Annotated in this window: 21 protein-coding genes; 11 read left to right on the forward strand and 10 right to left on the reverse strand. The window is 61.8% G+C overall.

Annotated elements, in window-relative coordinates:
- Positions 1–11: 11 nt before the first annotated feature.
- Positions 12–2,147 (reverse strand): FAD-dependent oxidoreductase, encoded by a 2,136-nt coding sequence (locus F0M18_RS16055; protein WP_149612485.1) that lies wholly within the window; start codon positions 2,145–2,147, stop codon positions 12–14.
- Between the two features lie 184 nt (positions 2,148–2,331).
- Between F0M18_RS16055 and trxA the strand changes: the two genes are divergently transcribed.
- From trxA to ubiD, 4 genes are all read left to right on the forward strand, one after another.
- Entirely contained in the window at positions 2,332–2,658 is a 327-nt protein-coding gene (gene trxA / locus F0M18_RS16060) for a thioredoxin TrxA (protein ID WP_149612486.1), read from the forward strand.
- A gap of 81 nt (positions 2,659–2,739) precedes the next feature.
- Entirely contained in the window at positions 2,740–3,696 is a 957-nt protein-coding gene (ppk2, locus tag F0M18_RS16065; RefSeq protein WP_149612487.1) for a polyphosphate kinase 2, read from the forward strand.
- Between the two features lie 319 nt (positions 3,697–4,015).
- Positions 4,016–5,284, forward strand: a complete 1,269-nt coding sequence (rho, locus tag F0M18_RS16070; protein WP_149612488.1) for a transcription termination factor Rho — start codon at positions 4,016–4,018, stop codon at positions 5,282–5,284.
- A 741-nt stretch (positions 5,285–6,025) separates the two neighbouring features.
- Complete coding sequence (ubiD, locus tag F0M18_RS16075) at positions 6,026–7,513, forward strand: 4-hydroxy-3-polyprenylbenzoate decarboxylase (protein ID WP_149612489.1); 1,488 nt, start codon at positions 6,026–6,028, stop codon at positions 7,511–7,513.
- Positions 7,514–7,611: 98 nt separating this feature from the next.
- On the opposite strand, the gene F0M18_RS16080 is transcribed toward ubiD, so the two are convergent.
- From F0M18_RS16080 to F0M18_RS16105, 6 genes are all read right to left on the reverse strand, one after another.
- Positions 7,612–8,850 (reverse strand): heme biosynthesis protein HemY, encoded by a 1,239-nt coding sequence (locus tag F0M18_RS16080; protein WP_149612490.1) that lies wholly within the window; start codon positions 8,848–8,850, stop codon positions 7,612–7,614.
- A 3-nt stretch (positions 8,851–8,853) separates the two neighbouring features.
- Positions 8,854–10,047 carry a uroporphyrinogen-III C-methyltransferase gene (locus tag F0M18_RS16085; protein ID WP_188109763.1) on the reverse strand — a complete coding sequence of 398 codons (1,194 nt, stop codon included), beginning with the start codon at positions 10,045–10,047 and terminating at the stop codon, positions 8,854–8,856.
- A gap of 4 nt (positions 10,048–10,051) precedes the next feature.
- On the reverse strand, positions 10,052–10,819 hold the full coding sequence (locus tag F0M18_RS16090) for a uroporphyrinogen-III synthase (protein WP_188109764.1): 768 nt from the start codon (positions 10,817–10,819) through the stop codon (positions 10,052–10,054).
- A complete protein-coding gene (hemC, locus tag F0M18_RS16095) occupies positions 10,809–11,741 on the reverse strand; it encodes a hydroxymethylbilane synthase (RefSeq protein WP_149612493.1) in 933 nt (310 codons plus the stop codon). Before hemC ends, F0M18_RS16090 begins: the two co-directional genes overlap by 11 nt.
- A gap of 64 nt (positions 11,742–11,805) precedes the next feature.
- On the reverse strand, positions 11,806–12,540 hold the full coding sequence (locus F0M18_RS16100) for a LytR/AlgR family response regulator transcription factor (protein ID WP_149612494.1): 735 nt from the start codon (positions 12,538–12,540) through the stop codon (positions 11,806–11,808).
- Positions 12,537–13,598: a sensor histidine kinase gene (locus tag F0M18_RS16105; protein WP_149612495.1), complete on the reverse strand. Its 1,062-nt coding sequence runs from the start codon at positions 13,596–13,598 to the stop codon at positions 12,537–12,539. The genes F0M18_RS16100 and F0M18_RS16105 overlap by 4 nt, the downstream gene beginning before the upstream one ends.
- 106 nt (positions 13,599–13,704) lie before the next feature.
- Between F0M18_RS16105 and argH the strand changes: the two genes are divergently transcribed.
- Positions 13,705–15,102 carry an argininosuccinate lyase gene (argH, locus tag F0M18_RS16110; protein WP_149612496.1) on the forward strand — a complete coding sequence of 466 codons (1,398 nt, stop codon included), beginning with the start codon at positions 13,705–13,707 and terminating at the stop codon, positions 15,100–15,102.
- 372 nt (positions 15,103–15,474) lie between these two features.
- Here the strand turns inward: argH and F0M18_RS16115 are convergent, their stop codons facing one another.
- On the reverse strand, positions 15,475–16,479 hold the full coding sequence (locus F0M18_RS16115; protein ID WP_149612497.1) for a DUF3187 family protein: 1,005 nt from the start codon (positions 16,477–16,479) through the stop codon (positions 15,475–15,477).
- Positions 16,470–16,793 (reverse strand): iron donor protein CyaY, encoded by a 324-nt coding sequence (cyaY, locus tag F0M18_RS16120; RefSeq protein WP_149612498.1) that lies wholly within the window; start codon positions 16,791–16,793, stop codon positions 16,470–16,472. Before cyaY ends, F0M18_RS16115 begins: the two co-directional genes overlap by 10 nt.
- A 99-nt stretch (positions 16,794–16,892) precedes the next feature.
- Here cyaY and lptM point away from each other — a divergent pair, with 99 nt between their 5' ends.
- Genes lptM through F0M18_RS16150 form a run of 6 tightly spaced genes read left to right on the forward strand, consistent with a single transcriptional unit; the run spans position 16,893 to position 21,567 of the window.
- Positions 16,893–17,051, forward strand: a complete 159-nt coding sequence (gene lptM / locus F0M18_RS20205; RefSeq protein ID WP_149612499.1) for an LPS translocon maturation chaperone LptM — start codon at positions 16,893–16,895, stop codon at positions 17,049–17,051.
- Positions 17,052–17,070: 19 nt separating this feature from the next.
- Positions 17,071–18,327 (forward strand): diaminopimelate decarboxylase, encoded by a 1,257-nt coding sequence (gene lysA, locus F0M18_RS16130; RefSeq protein ID WP_149612500.1) that lies wholly within the window; start codon positions 17,071–17,073, stop codon positions 18,325–18,327.
- A 26-nt stretch (positions 18,328–18,353) separates the two neighbouring features.
- The gene (dapF, locus tag F0M18_RS16135) at positions 18,354–19,184 is read left to right on the forward strand and encodes a diaminopimelate epimerase (protein WP_149612501.1); all 831 of its coding nucleotides are present in this window, start codon (positions 18,354–18,356) and stop codon (positions 19,182–19,184) included.
- Positions 19,185–19,226: 42 nt separating this feature from the next.
- The gene (locus tag F0M18_RS16140; protein ID WP_149612502.1) at positions 19,227–19,919 is read left to right on the forward strand and encodes a DUF484 family protein; all 693 of its coding nucleotides are present in this window, start codon (positions 19,227–19,229) and stop codon (positions 19,917–19,919) included.
- A 4-nt stretch (positions 19,920–19,923) separates the two neighbouring features.
- Positions 19,924–20,838 carry a tyrosine recombinase XerC gene (gene xerC, locus F0M18_RS16145; RefSeq protein ID WP_223178000.1) on the forward strand — a complete coding sequence of 305 codons (915 nt, stop codon included), beginning with the start codon at positions 19,924–19,926 and terminating at the stop codon, positions 20,836–20,838.
- Between the two features lie 3 nt (positions 20,839–20,841).
- Positions 20,842–21,567 carry an HAD family hydrolase gene (locus tag F0M18_RS16150; RefSeq protein WP_149612504.1) on the forward strand — a complete coding sequence of 242 codons (726 nt, stop codon included), beginning with the start codon at positions 20,842–20,844 and terminating at the stop codon, positions 21,565–21,567.
- On the opposite strand, the gene F0M18_RS16155 is transcribed toward F0M18_RS16150, so the two are convergent.
- Positions 21,560–21,898, reverse strand: coding sequence for a P-II family nitrogen regulator (locus F0M18_RS16155; protein ID WP_149612505.1), 339 nt, complete (start codon positions 21,896–21,898; stop codon positions 21,560–21,562). The two genes, F0M18_RS16150 and F0M18_RS16155, sit on opposite strands and share 8 nt — an antisense overlap.
- Positions 21,899–21,932 lie beyond the last annotated feature (34 nt).

Consider the following 21,932-nt stretch of genomic DNA (forward strand, 5'->3'; position numbering starts at 1 on the left):
TACTTTAGCATTTACCCGCGCCGATTGAACCGGTGGTAGCGCTCAACCCAGTCCAGCAGGCGCTCGGGTTTGCGCGCCTTGCGCCACTCACCGGCGAGAAACTTGTTGCTCTCTCCCAGTGTGGGGTAAATATGGATAGTCCCCAGTATCTTGTTGAGGCCAATGCCGTGTTTCATGGCCAGCACAAACTCGCTGACCAGGTCACCGGCATGGTAGCCGACGATCGTCGCCCCGAGGATGCGGTCGCTGCCCGGGCGGGTCAGCACCTTCACAAACCCCTCGGCCTCGCCATCGGCTATCGCCCGGTCGAGGTCACTGATGTCGTAGCGCGTCACCTCAAACTCGACGCCCTGCTCCAGGGCCTCCTGCTCATTGAGCCCCACCCTGCCCACCTCCGGGTCGGTAAAGGTGGCCCAGGGCACGACGGAATAATCCACGGCAAAACGGCGGAAGCGACCAAACAGCGCATTGACCGCTGCATACCAGGCCTGGTGACTGGCCATGTGGGTAAACTGGTAGGGTCCGGCCACATCGCCCGCGGCGAATATGGTCGGCACGGCGGTACGCAGGTAATCGTCCACCTCAATGCGGCCCGCAGCATCAAGTTCGATACCGAGCTCCTCCAGGCCCAGGCCCTCCACATTGGCGGTGCGGCCAACAGCGAGCAGTACCCGTTCGAAGGACACATCTATGCGCTCACCATCCCGGCTGAGCTCACAGCTGGGCTCGGGGCCCGGGGTGAAGCGCCGCGGTTCCGCCGACGTCAGCACTTCTATACCCTGGCTGGCAAAGGCCTGCTGCACACGCTCTGATACATCCTCGTCCTCGCGCGGCATCACCCGGCTCGCGTGCGTGACCAGGGTCACGGCGACCCCCAGGGCGGCAAAGGCCTGGGCCAGCTCACAGCCTATCGGCCCGGCGCCCAGCACCAGCATGCTCGCCGGCCGCTCACGAATCTCCCAGACCGTATCCGAAGTGAGGTAATCGATGTCTTCGAGGCCGGGCACGTCGGGCACCCGCGGCCGCGCCCCGCTGGCGACAACGATATGCCGGGTACGGATGCGGCGCCCGTCCACCTCAACCTCCCAGGGGGAGACAATCCGCGCCTCGCCCTGCAGGCAGTCCACCCCCAGCGAGGTGAAGCGTTCTACCGAATCATGTGGCTCGATTTTCTTTATCACCGACTGCACGCGCTGCATGACGTCCGGGAAACGAACCTCTACCTGCATCGGTGCCAGACCGAACTCTTCTGCCCGCTGCGCATAGCGGGCAATGCGGCCGGACCGGATCAGGGCCTTGGAAGGAACGCAGCCGGTATTCAGGCAGTCACCGCCCATCTTGTGGCGTTCGACAAGCGTCACCTTGGCCCTGACCGTCGCCGCGATCAGCGCAGTCACCAGGCCCGCCGAACCGGCTCCGATGACTACCATGTTGGTATCGAAACTTTCCGGTTTATCCCAGGCGGCAAGGCGGCGACGCGCTGACAACCAGCCGACGACCCACTTCGCCAACAGCGGGAACAACCCCAGCAGCACAAAAGAGCCGAGCAAACCCGGCGAGATGATCCCGGACAGGGATTCCAGCTGGCCCAGCTGCGTGCCCGCGTTCACATAGACCGCCGTGGCCGGCAGCATGCCCAGTTGCGACACCCAGTAATAGCGCCAGGTGGAGATCGGCAACAGCCCCATCAGCAGGTTGATAAGGAAAAACGGGAATATGGGCACCAGGCGCAGGGTGAACAGATAAAACGCCCCATCCCTGGCAAACCCTTCGTTTATCGCCTTCAGCGGCTTACCAAAGCGCCCCTGCACCCAGTCGCGCAGCAGCGTACGCGACACCAGGAAGGCGATGGTCGCTCCAATACTGCTGCCAAAGGACACCAGTAGCAGCGCGTACCAGAAACCGAAAAGCGCTCCGCCAGCGAGCGTCATCACTGCCGCTCCGGGAACCGACAACCCGGTCACGGCGACATACACGACAAAATAGATCGCCCCGGCGAGCAGCGGATTGCGGGCATACCAGGCCTGCAACTCCCCGATGCGGGCCTGGGCCGTGCCCAGCTGCAGATACTGCCCCAGGTCGAAAGCAAACCAGGCAAACAGGGCGAGGCCAATTATCAGCAGAACCAGCAGTTGTTTTTTATTCAAGTTGACCCCATCAATTTGTTCAGCGCAACGGCAGGAATGGCGCGCAAGTCGAGTTATATCACAGAGCTCTAAGCTCAGAGCGAAAAACTCTGGCGCGGCAACTTGTGCCACGACCGGCCGGTGGTATTATGGCCACCTTTGAAAACAGGCGGTATTGATTACCGCAGAGCAACTGGAGAACAGCATGTCAGACAAGATAGTACACGTCAGCGACGCCACTTTTGACGCCGAAGTACTCAACTCAGACGTCCCCGTACTGGTGGATTTCTGGGCAGAGTGGTGCGGGCCCTGCAAGATGATCGCCCCGGTACTGGACGAAATCGCCGATGAATACGAAGGCCGATTGAAGATTGCCAAGGTAGATGTCGACGCCAACCCCGAGATCCCGCCGAAGTTCGGCATTCGCGGCATCCCCACATTGATCGTATTCAAGGGCGGCAACGCGGAAGCAACCAAGGTGGGCGCCCTGTCAAAGTCGCAACTGACTGAATTCATTCAGGAAGTTGTTTAATTGAAGCGGTATTGATTCGCATCATTGCTTCGGCCACCTCCTCCGTGGCTTCATTAGAGTTTTTGCAACGGAGATACAGAAGTGGCCGAACAATCCCAACAAGCTCACCCCGTCGATAGCGCCAATGATCAGGCTGTGGCCGCAACCGAGCACGGCCCTTACAACCCACCTCAGCTGAAGGAAGAACTGGTTGGCACGCTGGATTCACCAGAAGCCATTCGCGACCTGTTCACCAGCGGTGTGTTTCCCTATGACTCCAAGATCAGCGCGAAAGAGTACGAAAGCACAAAACGCGCATTGCAGGTCGAACTGCTCAAAGTGCAGCGCTGGGTGAAAGAAACCGGCCAGAAAATCGTCGTTCTCTTTGAGGGCCGCGACGCGGCAGGCAAGGGCGGCACCATCAAGCGTTTCATGGAACACCTCAACCCTCGTGGTGCGCGGGTGGTGGCACTGGAGAAACCCTCCGAGCAGGAGCAGGGCCAATGGTACTTCCAGCGCTATGTGAAGCACCTGCCCACCCGGGGAGAGATCGTCATGTTCGACCGCAGCTGGTACAACCGCGCCGGCGTCGAGCGGGTGATGGAATTCTGCACCCCCGAGGATTACCTGGAGTTCATGCGCCAGACCCCGGAGCTGGAGCGCATGATGGTGCGCAGCGGTATCCGCCTGTTCAAGTACTGGTTCTCGGTGACCCGCGAAGAGCAGCACGCGCGATTCGACAAGCGCCGCAACGATCCGCTGAAACAATGGAAGCTGTCCCCTATCGACCAGGCCTCCATTGATAAGTGGGATGACTATACCGAAGCCAAGGAGGCGATGTTCTTCTACACTGACACCGCTGATGCGCCCTGGGCCATCGTCAAGTCCGCAGACAAGAAGCGCGCGCGCCTGGCCTGTATGCAACATTTCCTCAACAGCCTGGATTATCCGGGTAAAAACCATGACGTGGTGAGGACCGACCCGTTGATCGTGGGCCAGAGCTCACATGTGATCGGCAAGTCACGGCACATTCTCGGCCCGTCACTGAGCGCCTGGTAAGGTTTCGCTCACCGGCAGTGCCGACGGCACCCGCTTCCGCAGCAAGCAACACCTGCGGGAGCGGCGCCGGCACCGTTTAGTTATTTCATGCGTTCGGGGTAGGGCGGCCACACCGGGCCCGCCTGACAGCCCTGGCCACAAACTCGAAAAAACCTATAGACGACCCCGATTCCGCGTGCTACATTTCTCGTCGTTGCACAGTCCCGTGCAGCGATAATAACTCTGCCATTCAATTATTTAGCTTCACTCTGCCGCATGACGCCGGCGCGTTGAATCGTATAAATCCTCCCCTTTCGAGCCTTCACTGCACCTGTAATCTATGAATCTTACCGACCTGAAAACCAAATCCACCCAGGAACTTATCGACATTGCCAAGGAAATGGGCCTGGACAACATGGCCCGCTCCCGCAAGCAGGACATCATTTTCGCGATACTCAAGCGCCACGCGAAAAGCGGCGAAGACATCTACGGCGATGGCGTACTGGAAATTCTCCAGGATGGCTTCGGCTTCCTGCGCAGCGCTGACAGTTCCTACCTGGCGGGCCCGGACGATATCTACGTTTCGCCCAGCCAGATACGTCGCTTCAATTTGCGCACGGGGGACACGATCTCCGGCAAGATTCGCCCTCCCAAGGACAGCGAGCGCTATTTCGCCCTGCTCAAGGTCGGCGAGATCAACTTCAGCAAACCGGAGAGTGCCAAGCACAAGATCCTGTTTGAAAACCTCACACCGCTGTTCCCCGATCAGCGCCTGACGCTGGAGAAAGGCAACGGCAGTTCCGAGGACCTCACCGGCCGCATCATCGACCTGGTAGCGCCTATCGGTAAGGGCCAGCGTGGACTGCTGGTGGCTCCGCCCAAGGCGGGCAAGACCATCATGATGCAGAACATGGCCCAGGCCATCATCAGCAACAACCCCGAGTGCTACATCATCGTACTGCTGATCGATGAACGCCCGGAGGAAGTCACCGAGATGCAGCGTTCAGTGGGCGCGCGCGGTGCCGAAGTTGTTGCTTCCACATTCGACGAACCCCCCTCACGTCACGTACAGGTCGCCGATATGGTGATCGAAAAGGCCAAGCGCCTGGTAGAACACAAGAAAGACGTGGTAATCCTGCTCGACTCCATCACCCGTCTCGCGCGGGCCTACAACACGGTGATCCCCTCCTCCGGCAAGGTACTGACCGGCGGCGTGGACGCGCATGCCCTGGAACGCCCCAAGCGTTTCTTTGGCGCTGCGCGGAATATCGAGGAAGGCGGCAGCCTTTCCATCATCGCTACCGCGCTGATTAACACCGGCTCGAAGATGGACGAGGTGATCTACGAGGAGTTCAAGGGCACCGGTAACATGGAACTGCACCTGGATCGCAAGGTGGCGGAGAAACGTGTCTACCCGGCTATCAACATCCGCTCCTCCGGCACGCGCCGCGAGGAATTGCTCACTGGCGACGAGGAACTGCAGCGCATGTGGATCCTGCGCAAGCTGCTGCACGGCATGGAAGACCTGGCCGCAATCGAGTTCCTGATCGACAAGCTCAAGGACACCAAGACCAACGACGAGTTCTTCCTGTCGATGAAGCGGAAGTAGCGCTTCCATCTTTGAAAGCAAAGAGGGGTATTCCTTTTTAACTCCCCGCCCCAGGCAGGCTTAATCTACCTGCCGGGGACTGCGTAAAGCGCCATCCATGGCAGCTCGACTTCACACATACGTGCGCTCGCTTTGACCGGGATATTCTTTCTCCACTCCCCGCCCCAGGCAGGCGGTATTGCCCTGCCGGGGACTGCGTAAAGCGCCATCCATGGCAGCACGTCTGCGCACATCCGTCCGTTCGGGTTGACCGGGATGCTCCTTTTCAACTCCCCACCCCAGGCAGGCTTAATCTACCTGCCGGGGACCGCGTAAAGCGCCATCCATGGCAGCTCGACTTCGCACATCCCTGTGCTCAGACGTCCCCTGCAGGTAGATTAAGCCTGCCTGGGACTGCAGTGTGGTCGTACTTCAGCCATGCTCGCCACTCCCGCTACTTGTAACTGTAGTGAGCAGTCGTGAGGCTGTACAGGTGCGTCGTGGGCGTGCGAGCACATGGATGTGCGAGCCCGAGTTGCCAAGGATGGCGCTTTTGCGGTCCACGACGCACCTGTACAGCCGCGCGGCTGCGGCGAGCACAAATCCGAAACGCCGCAGCCCAAGCCTGCCAGGGATGGCGCTTTTTGGCGGTCCCCGGGAGCAACTTTCGAGTCGCCGGTGGCGGCCGTGGAACGAAAGATTGCGCACTACAATGCGAAAGTGTAGTGTCGATTGGCACTGCATTCAGTAAAAGATCAAAACGTGAAATACAAAGACCTCCGCGAGTTCATCGCCGAACTGGAAAGGCGCGGTGACCTGGTTCGCATCAACACCGAAGTCGACCCCAACCTGGAAATGACCGAAATCGCCGACCGCACCCTGCGCGCCGGCGGACCCGCCCTGCTGTTTGAAAATCCCAAAGGCTTCACCACGCCCGTGCTCGCCAACCTGTTTGGCACCGAGCAACGCGTGGCACTGGGCATGGGCGCGGAAGAAGTCAGCGCGTTGCGTGAAATTGGCGAACTGCTGGCCTACTTGCGGCAACCGGATCCTCCCAAGGGCATGCGCGACCTCGTGGACAAGGCGCCGGTGCTGAAAAAAGTGCTGAATATGGGCCCGAAAATGGTGCGAAACCCGCCGTGCCAGTATCACGCCGTGCAGGGAGCAGACGTCGACCTGTACCAGTTGCCTGTGCAAACCTGCTGGCCGGGTGACGCCGGCCCGCTGGTGACCTGGCCCCTGGTGATCACGCGAGGACCGGAAAAAGAACGCCAGAACCTCGGCATCTATCGAATGCAACTGATTGGCCGCAACAAGCTGATCATGCGCTGGCTGTCACATCGCGGAGGCGCGCTGGACTACCGCGACTGGCAGATCAAACACCCCGGTGAGCGCTACCCGGTGGCGATCGCGCTGGGTGCTGACCCGGCGACAACGCTGGGCGCGGTAACGCCAGTACCGGATGGGATTTCCGAGTACGCCTTCGCCGGGCTGCTGCGCGGGGGCAAGACCGAGATAGCCGAGTGTTTTACACCCCTGTGTCGCGAACACGGCCTGCAGGTACCGGCATCGGCCGAGTATATTCTGGAAGGTTACCTGGAGCCGGGAGAGATGGCGGATGAAGGCCCCTTCGGCGACCATACCGGTTACTACAACGAGGTAGAGCGCTTCCCGGTGTTCACCGTGGAGGCCATCACCCATCGCGAAAACCCCATTTATCACAGCACCTACACCGGGCGGCCACCAGATGAGCCGGCGGTGCTGGGTGTGGCCCTGAACGAGGTCTTCGTACCGTTGCTGCAGAAACAGTTTCCGGAAATCGTCGACTTTTACCTGCCTCCGGAGGGCTGCTCCTACCGCATGGCAGTAGTGACGATGCGCAAGGAGTACCCGGGGCACGCCAAGCGCGTCATGTTGGGCGTCTGGTCATTCCTGCGCCAGTTCATGTACACCAAGTTTGTCATCGTCACCGACGAAGACGTCAACGCCCGTGACTGGAAGGATGTGATCTGGGCCATGACCACGCGCATGGACCCACGGCGCGACTGCGTTTTCGTGGACAATACGCCCATCGATTATCTCGACTTCGCCTCCCCGGTTGCCGGCCTCGGCTCCAAGGTGGGCTTCGATGCAACCAACAAGTGGCCCGGCGAAACCGATCGCGAATGGGGTGAACCGATCATGATGGATGAGACGGTCAAAGCACGGGTGGATGCCATGTGGGATGAACTGGGTATAGAACCGGGCTAGTTCGCCAGTCACCGGCCCGTGAGGCCGTGGTTGTCACCGCAGACCGGTAACAACACAGGCAAAAAACGCAGGCTGCAAAACAGCAGGGGCCTCGCGCTTCAGCTTTTTGCCTGCACGGCCGACCGCTCCGGCATCGGCAATTCCGGCAGCCCGGTTTCGCGTAACAGCAGACCCTCGCGGTAATAGGCTCCGGCAACTTTCGGCTCGCCCAGCGCCACCAGCAGGCGACCCAGCTCGGCACAGACTTCCGCAGTGCGCTCCTGCCGGTAGCTGCGTTCAAAATAATCTCGCGCCTTGCCCCAGAGCTCTCCGCGCGCGGCCAGGCGGCCCAGGGTCAACAGCAGTTGCGCGTCATCAGGGTGCGCGGGCAGCCAGGCCTCCGCGGTGGCCAACTGTTTGGCGCTGTCCTGCCCGACCACATAGCCATACTCGCGTACCAGGTTGCTGTCCCAGTGTTGCTTCAGGGCCCGCACGATGACCTTGTCCGCCGCGGCGTAATGCTCACCCTGCACCAGCAGGTCGACATAGGCATAGATCACAGCGGGATCATTCTTTAAATGCGTGGGCACCTTCTGCCAGACCCGCTGCAGTGCGCTGGCAGCATCCACGTCGACTGCACTCGCGCTCAATTTCTGCGTGTACACCTCGCGCTCGAGTTCTTCCAGTGCCTCGGGTGACATTACCTTGTACTTCTTCAGCTCCGGCAGCAGCGCGGCCAGTTCCGGCCAGTCCTTGAGACCGTAGTACGCGCGGTGCAGGAGGTCCAGCACGTAGGGATGGCGACCGGCATTGCGGCGCGCCCTGACCAGGGTGGCCAGCGCCTGCTCGTACTTGCCGGAGTGCAGGCGCAACTCGGCCTGGGTCAACTCGACGGCGATACCGGCTTCGGATTCGGCGTCCTCCGCGGCGCCCAGGTACTCACGCATCTTGTCCGGTTCATTCAGGCGGTAGCTGGAACGGGCTGCCATCAGGTAATTGATAAGTGGCGCCTCACTGTTCCTGGCACCGCGCAACAGCTGGCGTCTGGCGCGAGTCCAGTTGCCCTCGATATAGCTGATCAGGCCGCGCGTGGTAAGACGCGACGAGGCCCGCGCCCTGCGTCCACTCACCCAGCTGGTCAGCGATTGCTGGCCACCCACGAGGCGCCGGATCAGGCGCACCACCAGGTAGATCAGCAGTGTAAATACGGTGAGCAATACCACGCCAACCCAGAGGCTGGTTTCCACCGTGTAGTTACCGTAAGCGACCAGTACGTAGCCCGGGTCGGTCTCGATGATGGCGACCACACCGACCCCGGCCAGCAGGGCGATGAGTACCAGTATGAATAACCTGCGCATGGCTTATTCGGCGCCTCCCTGTTGCAGGCGCTTCTTCACAGCCTGGTCCAAGGCATTCAGGGAACGCGACAGATCAGGCATGACTACCTGGATGGTCTGGCCTTCAAGACTGGTTATTTCCCTGGCCATGGCCCGCGCAGCAGCTTCATCCGTATCGAAGAACTGTGCCACCCAGTGCTGGGCGCGTTGCAGGCTTTCGGCATACAGGGTCTGGTTACCGGACAACAGGGCTACCTGCGCCTGCTCCAGTAACATGCGCAGATTCTGCCGCACCAGCCCTTCCCACTGCGGATCCATCAGTGCCTGCATCGGCACGTCACGACGACGGATCACGATGTAGTCGGACAGTTTACTGGCCGCTTCTTCGTAGCCGCGCTGCAAGCGCACCTGCCAGTCATCAGCGGCTTCGAGTTCCGGCCGCTGTTCCTGCTCGGGTAGCTGGAAAATACGCAATTGACCCGCCTGCTCCACAAGGGCGGACAGACGCAGATAGATACCTTCTACATCGACCTGGGGCACCGCGCGCAATGCGGCCTGCTCCGCTGCCACCGCGGCGCGCACCTCGTGCAGGCTGCTGTCGTCCAGTTGCCGGAGAATGGCGTCTGCGCTTTGCAGCAGTGCCAGTGCCGATTCCGTGTCGCGCGCCATCAACACGCGCTGGTTGGCCAGGCGCAGCAGGTACTGGGCTTCGGCGCGCAACCAACTCTCGTGGTCATTGGCACTGAAGGCGGCGATCTGCTCGCCCTGCCGTTGTAACTGTTCTTCCAGGGTGCCCAGCTCCGCGGCCTGTTGCTGCACATCCGCCTGCGTTGACTGCACAGCACCGTTCAGCTCAGCCTGCAGCTTGCGCTCCAGTGCCTGCAATTCTGCCTGTTCACCCCCGGCAACAGACTCCAGCTCACTGATGCGCTGCAGCAGCGCCTGCTCCCTGAACAGCGCCTGCTGCACCGACCAGGCCGCCGCACCGGCCAGCACCAGTATGAGTAACAGGGCCAACCACGCCACCAGGGAGGAACCGCCCTTCTTTGCCGGAGGCGGGGCCTGGGGCGGTGGCGCAGCACTGGGCCGGGCTTCCGGCGCGGGTGGCGCAGAGGCCGTGGTAACGCCGGTGCTGTCATCCTGGCCGGTGGCATCACTCGCGCCCTGTTCGGCGGTGGCCGGGGCTGACTCGGATGGCTTGTCTTTGTCTTCGCTCACTCTTTTATTCTCCAACTCGCCTCTGCAGCAATGCCTCCAGCATGGCACCGTCTGACGCATTAGCGGCTGTGGTGACATGACTGAAACCCGCTTCCTGCGCCTCTCCCGCTACGCGGTCCGAGGGCACGATAAGGTTGATATCCCTAAACTTAGTGGTTTCTTTGTCGCTAAGCAACGTCAGCATATTGTTCAATCCCTCGCCGCTACTGATCAGCACCGCCCGCACGCCCTGGGATTGCAACAGTTCTGCCAGCCTGCCCGCGGGCAAATCCGGGCACCGGCGCTGGTAACAAGCGAGTTGATCAACCCTGGCACCGCGTTCTGCGAGCACGTCCCGCAGCGTCTGCCGGCCACCCACGCCCTTTACCAGCAGTACGCTATCACCCTCGGGCTGTTGCAGTTCGGGCAACGCCAGCAAACCCTCGCTGGTCATTTTTTGGCCAGGCGTCAGCGGGCACAGCCCGCGCTCGCGCAATAGCGCCGCCGTGGAATCGCCAATGGCATACCAGTTCAACCCGGTCGGCAACTGTGGCCAGTAGTTGTCTATCACTTCAAGGCCGAAGCGAACCGCGTTGGCGCTGATAAAAATCACGTGCTGGTACTGGTCCAGATTCTGCACATGCTGCCGTGCAGCGGCGGGCAAGACCTCAACAGGCCGCAACAAGAGCAGTGGCTGGTGTACGCCGCGCCAGCCATTGCGCGCCAGCGCCGACAGCAACGGCCCCGCCTGTCCTTCCGGGCGGGTTACCAGGACCACGGACTCAGTCGCCATAGACTTCGGCGAGGATTGCTCCCGCGCCCTGCTGCAGCAGCGCTTCGGCAACGCTGATGCCAAGGGCTTCCGCATCGGCAGGCTCCGCCCGGCCCTCTGCGCGCAGCAGCTGCGATCCATCCGGCCGCCCTACCAGCCCGCGCAATAGCAGTTGCCCGTCCGCGAGATGCTGGGCAAAACAGGCGATAGGCACCTGGCAGCCACCATTGAGATGTTTGTTCAGGGCGCGCTCGGCAGTCACTCGCTGGGCAGTGGGCTCGTGATGCAAGGCCTGCAGCAGGGACAGGCCCTCGTCATCATCGGCGCGCAACTCGATGCCCACAGCGCCCTGGCCGCCGGCGGGCAATGAATCATCTACGGAAATGCTGTCGGCAATACGGGCGGCAAAACCCAGGCGAATCAATCCGGCGGATGCCAGGATGATAGCGTCGTACTCACCGTCATCGAGTTTGCGCAGGCGTGTATTCACATTCCCGCGCAGGAAGCGCACTTCCAGGTCAGGGCGTCGGGCGCGCAGCTGGCACTCCCGGCGCAGGCTGGATGTACCGACGACCGCACCTGCGGGCAGCTGTTCGAGGGAGTCATACCGATTGCTGACGAAGGCGTCAGTCGGGTCTTCGCGCTCACAGATCACGCCCAGACCCAGGCCGTTAGGAAATTCCATGGGCACATCTTTCATCGAGTGCACGGCAATGTCTGCTCTGCCGTCCAGCAGCGCGGTCTCCAGCTCCTTCACGAACAAGCCCTTGCCGCCCACTTTAGCCAGCGGCACATCGAGCAGCTGGTCGCCCCGTGACGTCATCCCGAGCAGCTGCACTTCCAGGTCGGGGTGAGCGCGCTTCAGCGCATCGCGCACGTATTCCGCCTGCCACAAGGCCAGCGGACTTTCCCTGGTGGCAATGGTGAGTGTACGGCTGGGCATGAATCGGGTTCCTTGATAGCTGCGCTCGGGGGAACGCCAATCATATCACTACGGCGGCTACCGTTCAGCGTTCGGCCAGGCGTTGCTTGACCGCACTGAGGTGGCGCCTGCTGATAGCGGGCTGCAGCTGCAGGCCATCGAGCACCACCCGCCAACTGCCGTCTTCGCCCTTTTCCAGGCGCTCTACGTAGCGCAGTGCCACCAGGGCATTGCGGTGCACGCGAATAAACTGGCCGGAAAACTCCTGCTCCAGTTCTTTCAATGTCTCAGGCAGGAGCAGTTCCAGTTCGGCAGACATTGCGGTCACGTACTTCTGGCCCGCCACGAAACAGCGCACCGCATCCACCGGCATCGATTCGAAACCACGGTGGGTGTGGCTGCTGATGGTGCGCCGGGCATCATCACCCGCATCTGCCTGTTGCAGACTGGCCAGTTGCAGACGGTTCACCCTTCCCGCTGCGTTCAGCGCGCGCTGCAGTTCACTCTCGCGCACGGGTTTCAAGAGGTAGGCAATGGCCTGGTGCTGCAGCGCCTGCAGAGCGTATTCATCGTAAGCGGTACAGAAAACAATCGCTGGCGGCGACGGCTGCTGATCAAGCTGCGCGGCCACTTCGATTCCGTCCATGCGCGGCATACGGATGTCCAGCAGTACCAGGTCAGGCTCTTCCTCGGCCACCATCTGCAGGGCCTGTGCGCCATCGGCTGCCTGCAGGCAACACGCCTCGGGCTCGACCCGCTGCAACAGGCGCAGCAGACGCTCGCGCGCCAGCTGCTCATCGTCAACGATCAGGATCTTCACTGCGACGGTTCCATCCTGTAGTTCAGCCGCACCCGGAAACATCCCCCGGAGGGATCAACCTGCAGACCAGCCTCGTCGCCGTACAGTCCCTGCAGTCGCTGCTCCACGTTTGCCAGTGCCATCTGGTTGCCCGTTCTCGCATCCGCGCCCTCGGGCACGGGATTTTCCACCTGCGCGTACACCGTATCGCCTTCGCGTCCGAGATCGACCCTGATCGTGCCGCCCTCGGGCAAGCGTGCGATGCCGTGGTATACCGCATTTTCTACCAGCGGCTGCAGTACCAGGCTGGGCATGGCCAGCTCACGCAAGCCATCCTGCACCTGCCAGTGCACGGCGAGCCGGTCTCCCAGCCGCAGTTGCTCGATGCCCAGGTACAGCTCGCAGAGACGCAGCTCGTCCGCAACCGTGGTCACGCCGCGACTTTCCTTGAGACTGGCGCGAAACAACTCCGCCAGGTCCTCTACCGCCTGCTCCGCCGCATCCGGTCGCGACACGATGAGGCTGGCAATACTGTTGAGCGTATTGAACAGGAAGTGCGGGCGAATACGTGCACGCAGGGAATCGAGCCGCGCCTGCAACTCCATCTGTCGCTGCTGCAGCAACTGGTGCTGGAGGAAGAAGTAACGCAGGATAATCCCGCCAAGCACCAGAGAGATCATGACGTTGCGCAGTACCCACCAGGGTGACTCGCCACCCCCTGAGAGCCAGGGGAAAAAATGCAGGACCAGCGCACTGGAAAGCGCAGTGACCGAGGCGATCAGCCCCAGGCTGATGGCGGTAGCCGCGACCAGGTTGAGACGGCTCATCAGCGCCCGGCTCCGGCACATCAGCAGTGCGCTTAACAACACTACCCATTGCACGAACAGCGAGCAGGTGGCCAGCAGATCCCAGTCGAAAGCGGGCAGCGCGCTGCTGGCGAGGGTATAGACCATCACCATCAGCTGGGCCAGCAGGATCATCATTAACACCGGTCGAGAAGCGCACAGGTCGGGGATGAAAAACTCCCCCAGTGCTGTCGTTTCCTGCTCTCGATCCCGGTCAGCCCGCGCTGGCTGCATAGACGCGTCCCCTCGTGTCTTAGCTGGTATACTTGCATCCCTTCGTGGCCCGGACAAGGTAAAAAGTCACGCCGGGCCAGGCAGTCGTTCAGCAACAGGATCTCAAATGAGCAAGCAACAGGACACCAGTAAACTCTGGGGTGGACGCTTCAGCGAGCCCACCGACAGCTTCGTGCAACGCTTCACCGCCTCGGTGGATTTCGACCAGCGCATGGCGGCAGAGGATATCGCCGGGTCGCTCGCCCACGCGAATATGTTGTGCGCCGTTGGCGTGCTCAGCGAAGATGAGTTGGGCCAGATACAGGCAGGGCTGGCCACAGTGCAACGTGAAATCGACGACGGCACCTTCGCCTGGTCGGTGGAACTGGAAGACGTGCACATGAACATCGAGGCCCGGCTGACGGAATTGATCGGCGTGACCGGCAAGAAGCTGCACACCGGGCGCTCCCGCAACGACCAGGTGGCCACCGATATACGGCTCTACCTGCGCGCAGCCATCGACCAGATTGCCACCGAGCTGACCCGCCTGCAGGAAGGCACTATCGCGCTGGCCGCGGAAAACACCGACACCATCATGCCGGGATTCACCCATCTGCAGACGGCACAGCCGGTGTCCTTTGGCCACCACCTGCTGGCCTGGAATGAAATGCTGGAACGCGACCATGGCCGCCTGATGGATTGCCGGGCACGCATGAACCAGTCGCCCCTGGGCGCGGCCGCCCTCGCCGGCACCACCTACCCTATCGACCGCGAACAAACCGCTGCGGCACTGGGTTTCGACAAGCCCACCGAAAACTCCCTGGACTCGGTGTCCGACCGGGACTTCGCAATCGAATTCTGCGCCTTTGCCTCACTGCTGATGACGCATCTCTCGAGAATGTCCGAGGAACTGGTGATCTGGACATCGGCGCAGTTCAATTTTATCGAGCTGCCAGACCGCTTCTGTACTGGCTCTTCCATCATGCCGCAGAAAAAGAACCCGGACGTACCGGAACTGGTGCGCGGTAAGGTCGGCCGCGTCAACGGCCACCTGATCTCGCTGTTGACGCTGATGAAGAGCCAGCCGCTGGCCTACAACAAGGACAACCAGGAAGACAAGGAACCCCTGTTCGATACCGTCGATACGGTGCTGGACTGCCTGCGCGCCTTCGCTGACATGGTGCCGGCGATCAAACCGAGAGCGCAGCAGATGCGCGAGGCGGCACGCAGTGGCTTTTCCACCGCCACCGATCTCGCCGACTACCTGGTGGGACTGGGCCTGCCCTTCCGCGACGCCCACGAGGTAGTGGGAAAAGCAGTGGCACACGGTGTGGAGACGGGTCTGGACCTGGCGGAAATGGAACTGGCCACGCTGCAGGGTTTCTGCCCGGACATCGGTGAGGACGTGTTTGAGGTGCTGACTCTCGAGGGGTCAATCAGCGCGCGCGACCACCTCGGCGGCACCGCACCAAATCAGGTTGCCGCCGCGGCGCGGCGGGCCAGGGAGCGTCTGCAGTCGCGTTAATTTAGTTAATTTGGTTGATTTGAGACCCGGCCATCAGGGCAGAAGATACCCTGTCGGGACCGGCAAAAGGCGTCATCCATGACAGCCTCGGGTTCCCGGAACGCCGGCCGTGCCTTCCATGGCCTCACACGCCCCGCCAGAGTATCTTCTGCCCTTATGTCCTAGTACGGAATCTCCACAGGCAGTTAAAGGGTTGCGAGGCTGCTGAACATGTCGATGCAGCGCGCAGGGCGCCACGGGCCATGACGGGGCGTGCGGCGCCATGGAGGGCGCCGCCCGAGGCTGTCATGGACGACGCTGTTTGCCGGTCCCGGCATGGCCCGTGGCGTCCTGCGTGCGTGAGTACGGCACACAACCCATCAGACCCAAAAGTCAGTGTGGCGCATACCTCAGGCTGGCCTGGAAAGTGACATCCGGCGCCGTCTCCACCTGCACATCCTCGATAACGCTGAAGTCCACTGACCAGCGCTCGGCGAAGCGCCAGCGCGCGCCGAAGGTCAGCATAATCGCGTCGTCGCCTACACCATCGATGTCACTGTCCATAGGCGCGGCGTTAGCATCCACCTGGGCGAGCAGGGACCAGGCCTGCGCGAGGCGCCAGTCCAGGCTGAGCCCGGCAAACCACAAGTCCCGTTCCTGCGTTTGCGCAACCAGGTCGCTCTGCCCGGCGCGCAGGTATCCGACCTGGCCATGCCAGCGCAGCGGCAGGTCTGACTGCTGGTCGCCCGAGAAACGCAGGGCGATAAAAGCATCTTCGGCGCCGCTGCCAAGGAACTCGTCCTCGTCGCCGCTGGCGAATTTGTAGCCCAGGGCGACAGACGCTGACGACGAGCTGTCACCGTAGAAGCGGTAACTCAGGGACAGCGTGGCGTCGCCCAGTCCCGAGCTGTCGTCCTGCAGTGAGAACTGGTCAGCCCCCTGGTAACGGTAGTCCAGCAGGTCCCTGGGCACGTCGGAGCGCCCGCCGTCGGACATACCCCAGAAGTCATGCCAGTTGTCGATCAGGGAATCGAGGTGTCCACCGCTGTGGTCCAGCCAGGGCACCTCGAGCTGGAGGTCCCAGTCATGACCCAGGGCATAACGCACTTCCAGCGCCAGGCGCGCGGTTTCACCGTCGAAATTCAGCAGCTCCCGGGCGTTGGCCTCCGCCACGTAATGACTGGCAATGCTGCCGTGCGCGGCAAACGCCCAACTGCCTGCGGGGCCGATGTCAGCGCTGCGCTGGGAGGGCAGGCCAAACAGGCCTGCCACGGGGCTCAGGTTCTTGGCGTACAAGGGCTCACTCGCCTGCGTCATCGTGGACACGCCGGCGAACAACAGGGCCAGCGGCCAGGCCCGCAGGGATGGGGCGCAGACCGATCCAATGATCATGGCCATTGGAACTCGATTTCTCCCTGTGCCCGCATCTGCTCTACCACGAACGGGCGCAGCAGGCTGCCGTCACGCGTATTGCGCCAGTCGCCCGCGTCCGCGTCGTACTCGTAGTGGAAGCCGCCGGAGCGCGCCGCCAGCCACAGCTGGCGCACCGGGGGCTGACGGCTGAAGACCATGGTCGTGCCGTTCTCGAAGGTAACCGTCAGCACCCCGCCCCCGGCCTCGTAATCGAGGTCGGAGTCTACGTTGTCGAGCCCCACCTCCACGTCCTCGAAAGTGGCATTTACCAGTTCCCCAAATTCTGTTTCCGAAATCACAACACCTTACCCGATGCAAAAGACGCTTCATGATACGACCTGCTCGCACCGCTTACTACCGGCAGGTATAATCCCTGCTTTTGCACTTCGGGAGCACCCATGCGCCACTTCACCATCCTGGCAATGCTGGCCCTGCTGGCTGGCTGCGGGCAAACCGGCCCGCTGTATATGCCGGGAGAGGCCCCGCCACCTGCGCCCTCGGAAGAGGAAGTGGAAGTGGAAACGACGACGGTATCCCCTGAAGACACTGCCCCCTAACCGGGCCGAGAGACACACCATGGACTATTTCCCCTACCGGGACGGAGAGCTGCACGCCGAGGACGCGGCGCTCAGCAACATAGCAGAGCAATTTGGCACACCCTGCTACGTCTACTCCCGCGCGGCGCTGGAGAATGCGTTTCGCCAGTACCAGGAAGCGCTGTCAGGCTGCGACCACCTGATCTGCTACGCGGTCAAGGCCAACTCCAACCTGGCGGTGCTGGACACGCTGGCAAGGCTGGGCGCCGGGTTTGATATCGTCTCCGCCGGCGAACTGGAGCGCGTGATCGCAGCGGGCGGCGAACCGTCCCGGGTGGTGTTTTCCGGGGTGGCGAAAAAGCGTGAGGAAATGGCGCTGGCGCTGGAACTGGGTATCGCCTGCTTCAATGTGGAGTCCGCCGCAGAGCTGGAAGTGCTGGCCGACGTGGCCGGCGCAATGGGCCTGTGCGCCAGGATCTCCGTGCGCGTGAACCCGGATGTCGACGCCCAGACTCACCCCTATATCTCTACCGGCCTGCGCGAAAACAAGTTCGGTGTCACCACCGACGAGGCCCTGCGCGTTTATCGGCGGGCAGCGGAGCTGGACAGCATCGAGGTGGTCGGTGTCGATTGCCATATTGGCTCACAACTGACCCAGATCAGCCCCTTTATCGATGCGCTCAAGAGACTGCTGGAGCTGGTGGACGAACTCGAGGCAGAGGGCATCACGCTGCGCCATCTCGACCTGGGGGGCGGCCTCGGTGTGTGTTATCGCGACGAGCAACCACCCTCTATTGGCGACTACATCGCAGCGGTGCGCGCCACGCTTGGCGAGCGCAAGGTGAAACTGGTGTTTGAGCCAGGCCGCTCCATCGCCGCCAATGCCGGCATCCTGCTGACCCGGGTGGAATACCTGAAAACCACCCCCGACCACCATTTCGCGCTGATCGATGCCGCCATGAATGACATGATCCGGCCGGCGCTCTACGAGGCCTGGCTGGATATTCGGCAGGTCAACGCGGATGCTGACGGGCATCGCGCGCGCTGGGATATCGTCGGGCCGGTATGTGAAACCGGGGATTTCCTCGGCAAGGATCGCGACCTGGCCCTGCGCCAGGGAGACCTGCTGGCGGTGTCGGGCGCTGGCGCCTATGGCTTTACCATGAGCTCGAACTACAATAGCCGGCCCCGGGCCGCGGAAGTCATGGTTGAGGGTGAGCATGTGCACCTGGTGCGTGAACGCGAGAGCTTCGCGGACATTATTCGCGGCGAGCACCGGCTGCCGCCGGGCAACTGAGCGCCAGGCGCAGGCAGGCTGTAGATATGCTACTCAAATTCACCAAGATGCACGGTGCCGGCAATGACTTCGTGGTCATAGACCTGATCAGCCAGCGTGCCCGGCTGCGCTCGCGGGATATACGCAAGCTCGCCGACCGGCATTTCGGCGTGGGTTGCGACCAGGTATTGCTGGTGGAGCCCCCCGGCAGCCCGGAGGTCGACTTTCGCTACCGGATTTTCAACGCCGATGGTGGCGAGGTGGAGCAATGCGGCAACGGCGCGCGCTGCTTCGCCCGCTTCGTTCGCGACAAGAAACTTACCGCCAAGCGGGATATTTCCGTGGAGACGGCGGCCGGGATAATCGTACTGCACGTGCGCGAAAACAATCAGGTCGAAGTCAATATGGGCGAGCCTGTGTTCGCTCCCGAGCAAGTGCCTTTCGAGGCGCCGCAACAGGCAGACTGTTACGCCGTGGATGTGGCCGGAACCGAGCTGGAACTGGGCGTGCTGTCCATGGGCAATCCTCATGCGGTGCACCGGGTTGCCGACACCGCAGCACTGGATCTCGACCACATCGGACGCCAGCTGGAGAGCCACCCGCGCTTTCCGCAACGCGTCAACGCCGGGTTTATGCAGGTGGTGACAGCAAACGAAATCAATCTGCGCGTCTATGAGCGCGGCGTCGGCGAAACACTGGCCTGCGGCACCGGCGCCTGCGCGGCCGTGGTTTACGGCCTCCTGCGCGGCTGGCTGAGCGATACCGTGACAGTTAATCTTCCGGGCGGTAAGCTGTCCATATCCTGGGCCGGCAGTGGCCAGCCAGTGATAATGACCGGCCCGACCGCAACGGTTTTCGAGGGCACCATCAGGATCTGAGGCAGACACCGGGGCAGCCTCTTCGACCAGGGGAACACAATAATGGCAGCAGGGAAAGAACAGGCGGCAACCGTGTCGCAAGGCAGTGACTTGACTGAGGAACAGGTAAAACAGTACCTGAGCGAGAACGGCGATTTCCTGCAACGGAACCCGGATATGCTTGATCACCTGCACATATCCCATGCGTCCGGCAGCGCCGTCTCACTGGTAGAGAAACAGGTCAGCATTCTGCGTGAGCGCAATATAGACATGCGCCACAGGCTCAAGGCCCTGACGACCAACGCCCGTGAAAACGACAAGCTCTACGACCAGACCCGCAAACTGGTGCTATCCCTGCTCGATGCCGGCTCCCTGGACGAGCTGTATGAGGCGTTCATGCAGGCCATGTCCACCGACTTCAAGGTGGATTACGCCAGCATGATCCTGTTCGGGGAGCCCGGCGCAGAAAGCGCCTGCCGCATTGAGGATCCCACTGCGGCCCGGGAACAGATAGGCGCGCTACTCAAGGGCCGCAAACCGGTTTGCGGAGTGCTGCGCAAGGAAGAGCTCGCCTACCTGTTCCCGGATGCCGGGGAAGTGGGATCGGCCGCGCTGATGCCCATCACCAACGGCGAGGAACAGGGACTTATTGCCGTCGGCAGCGCTGATGCCAATCGCTACACCACCAATATGGGCACCCTGTTCCTCACGCACATTGCCGACGTCATCCAGCGGCTGCTGCCGCGGCTGCGCTGAAACCATGAGCGCCACGCTGGCGGAGTCCTGTGGGGAGTTCATCGACTACCTGAGGGACGTGCGCCAGCTGTCACAGCACACGCTGAGCAACTACAGCCGCGATCTCGATTCACTGCAGCGTTTCAGCGCCAGCCAGGGGATCAGGAGCGCCCTGGATCTCGACGAATCGCACATCCGGGCGTGGGTCAGCCAGTTGCACCGGCGCGGCCTGGCCGGCAGCAGTATCCAGCGCAGCCTGTCGGCGGCGCGCTCTTTTTTCAACTACCTGGGGCGCATGAATGGCCACCCGCGCAACCCGGCTGCCAGCGTGCAGGCGCCACGCCGCCCACGGCGGCTGCCGAAAACACTGGACGCAGACCAGGTGGACAGTTACCTGACCTTCCAGGATGAAGGCCCCACCGCGCTCCGTGACCGGGCCATCGCTGAACTGTTCTATTCCTCAGGCCTGCGCCTGGCTGAACTGGCGGCGATCAACATGGATGATCTGGACCGGCACTCGGGGCTACTGACCGTCACCGGCAAGGGCAACAAGACCCGCACACTACCCGTTGGCAAGGCTGCGCTGGCAGCCATAGAACAGTGGCTGCAGGTACGCCCTGAGCACACCGCCAGCGACGACGCGGACCGCGCGCTCTTCATCAGCAATCGCGGCCAGCGCATCAGCGCACGCAATATCCAGGCGCGCCTGAAACTGCAAGGCCGCAAGACCGGCATGCGCCAGGATGTGCATCCACACATGCTGCGCCACTCCTTCGCCAGCCACATGCTGGAATCATCCGGCGATCTGCGGGCGGTGCAGGAGTTACTGGGACATGCCAATATCTCCACCACACAGATATATACGCACCTGGATTTCCAGCACCTGGCAAAAGTCTATGACGCCGCACACCCGCGCGCCAGGCGACGCAAAACGGATTAAGTGATGGCAATCAAAGTCGTTACCTTTGACCTGGACAACACGCTTTGGGACGTCGAGCCTGCCCTGCTGCGCGCGGAAGAGGCACAGCGCCAATGGCTGCTGCGGTATCGCCCGGGCAGCGTAGAGCAGTACGATCACGACAGCTTGTGGGAGTTCAAGAAGACGGTCTGGAAACGGCACCCCGAACTGCTGCATAAGGTCAGCGCGATGCGCAAACAGATGTTGCTCGAGATGCAGCTGGCGGCAGGCTACAGTGAGCGCGATGCCAGGGCCGGCGCCGAGCAGGCCTTCGCGGTATTCCTGCGGGAACGTCACCAGGTACAGTTGTACGAGGAAGCACTCGAGGTCCTGGAAGAGCTCGCCCGCGACTTTACCCTGGGAGCCCTGACCAACGGCAATGCCGATATCTACAAGACCGATGCCGCCGAGTATTTTGATTTTGCCTTTCTGGCAGAGGATCTGGGCGCCAGTAAACCGGCGCCGGATATGTTTCATGCGGCAATGAAGACATCGGGAGTGCAGGCCGCCGAAATCGTGCACGTGGGCGACAACCCCGAGCACGACATTCGCGGCGCAAGGGAAGTGGGGATGTATACGGTGTGGATGAATTCACCGCGCGGCCCCTGGCCCGGAGGGCCTCGCGCTCACCGTGAAATCAGCAACCTGCGTGATCTGACCGCCGCGGTGGGCAGCATCCACGTGGCGGCAGGCGGCGGGCGTCCTAAATAGCGTCCTCGCCGGTTTCACCGGTACGGATACGAATTACCTGTTCCAGTGGTGAGACAAAAATCTTGCCATCGCCAATCTTGCCGCTGTTGGCAGTGGCGGTAATGGCCTCGATGGCCTTTTCCACGTCGTCATCGGACACGGCGATTTCCAGCTTCACCTTCGGCAGAAAGTCCACCACGTACTCAGCACCGCGATACAGCTCAGTGTGCCCTTTCTGGCGGCCAAACCCCTTTACCTCGGTAACGGTAATGCCCTGCACACCGATCTGCGACAGCGCTGCGCGCACGTCGTCCAGTTTGAAAGGTTTAATAACGGCGGTGACCAGTTTCATAGGGAATACCTCTTTGCAGCAGGGGCGCTAATAA

It is taken from the genome of Pseudohalioglobus sediminis (assembly GCF_008370495.1).
GTDB lineage: Bacteria > Pseudomonadota > Gammaproteobacteria > Pseudomonadales > Halieaceae > Halioglobus.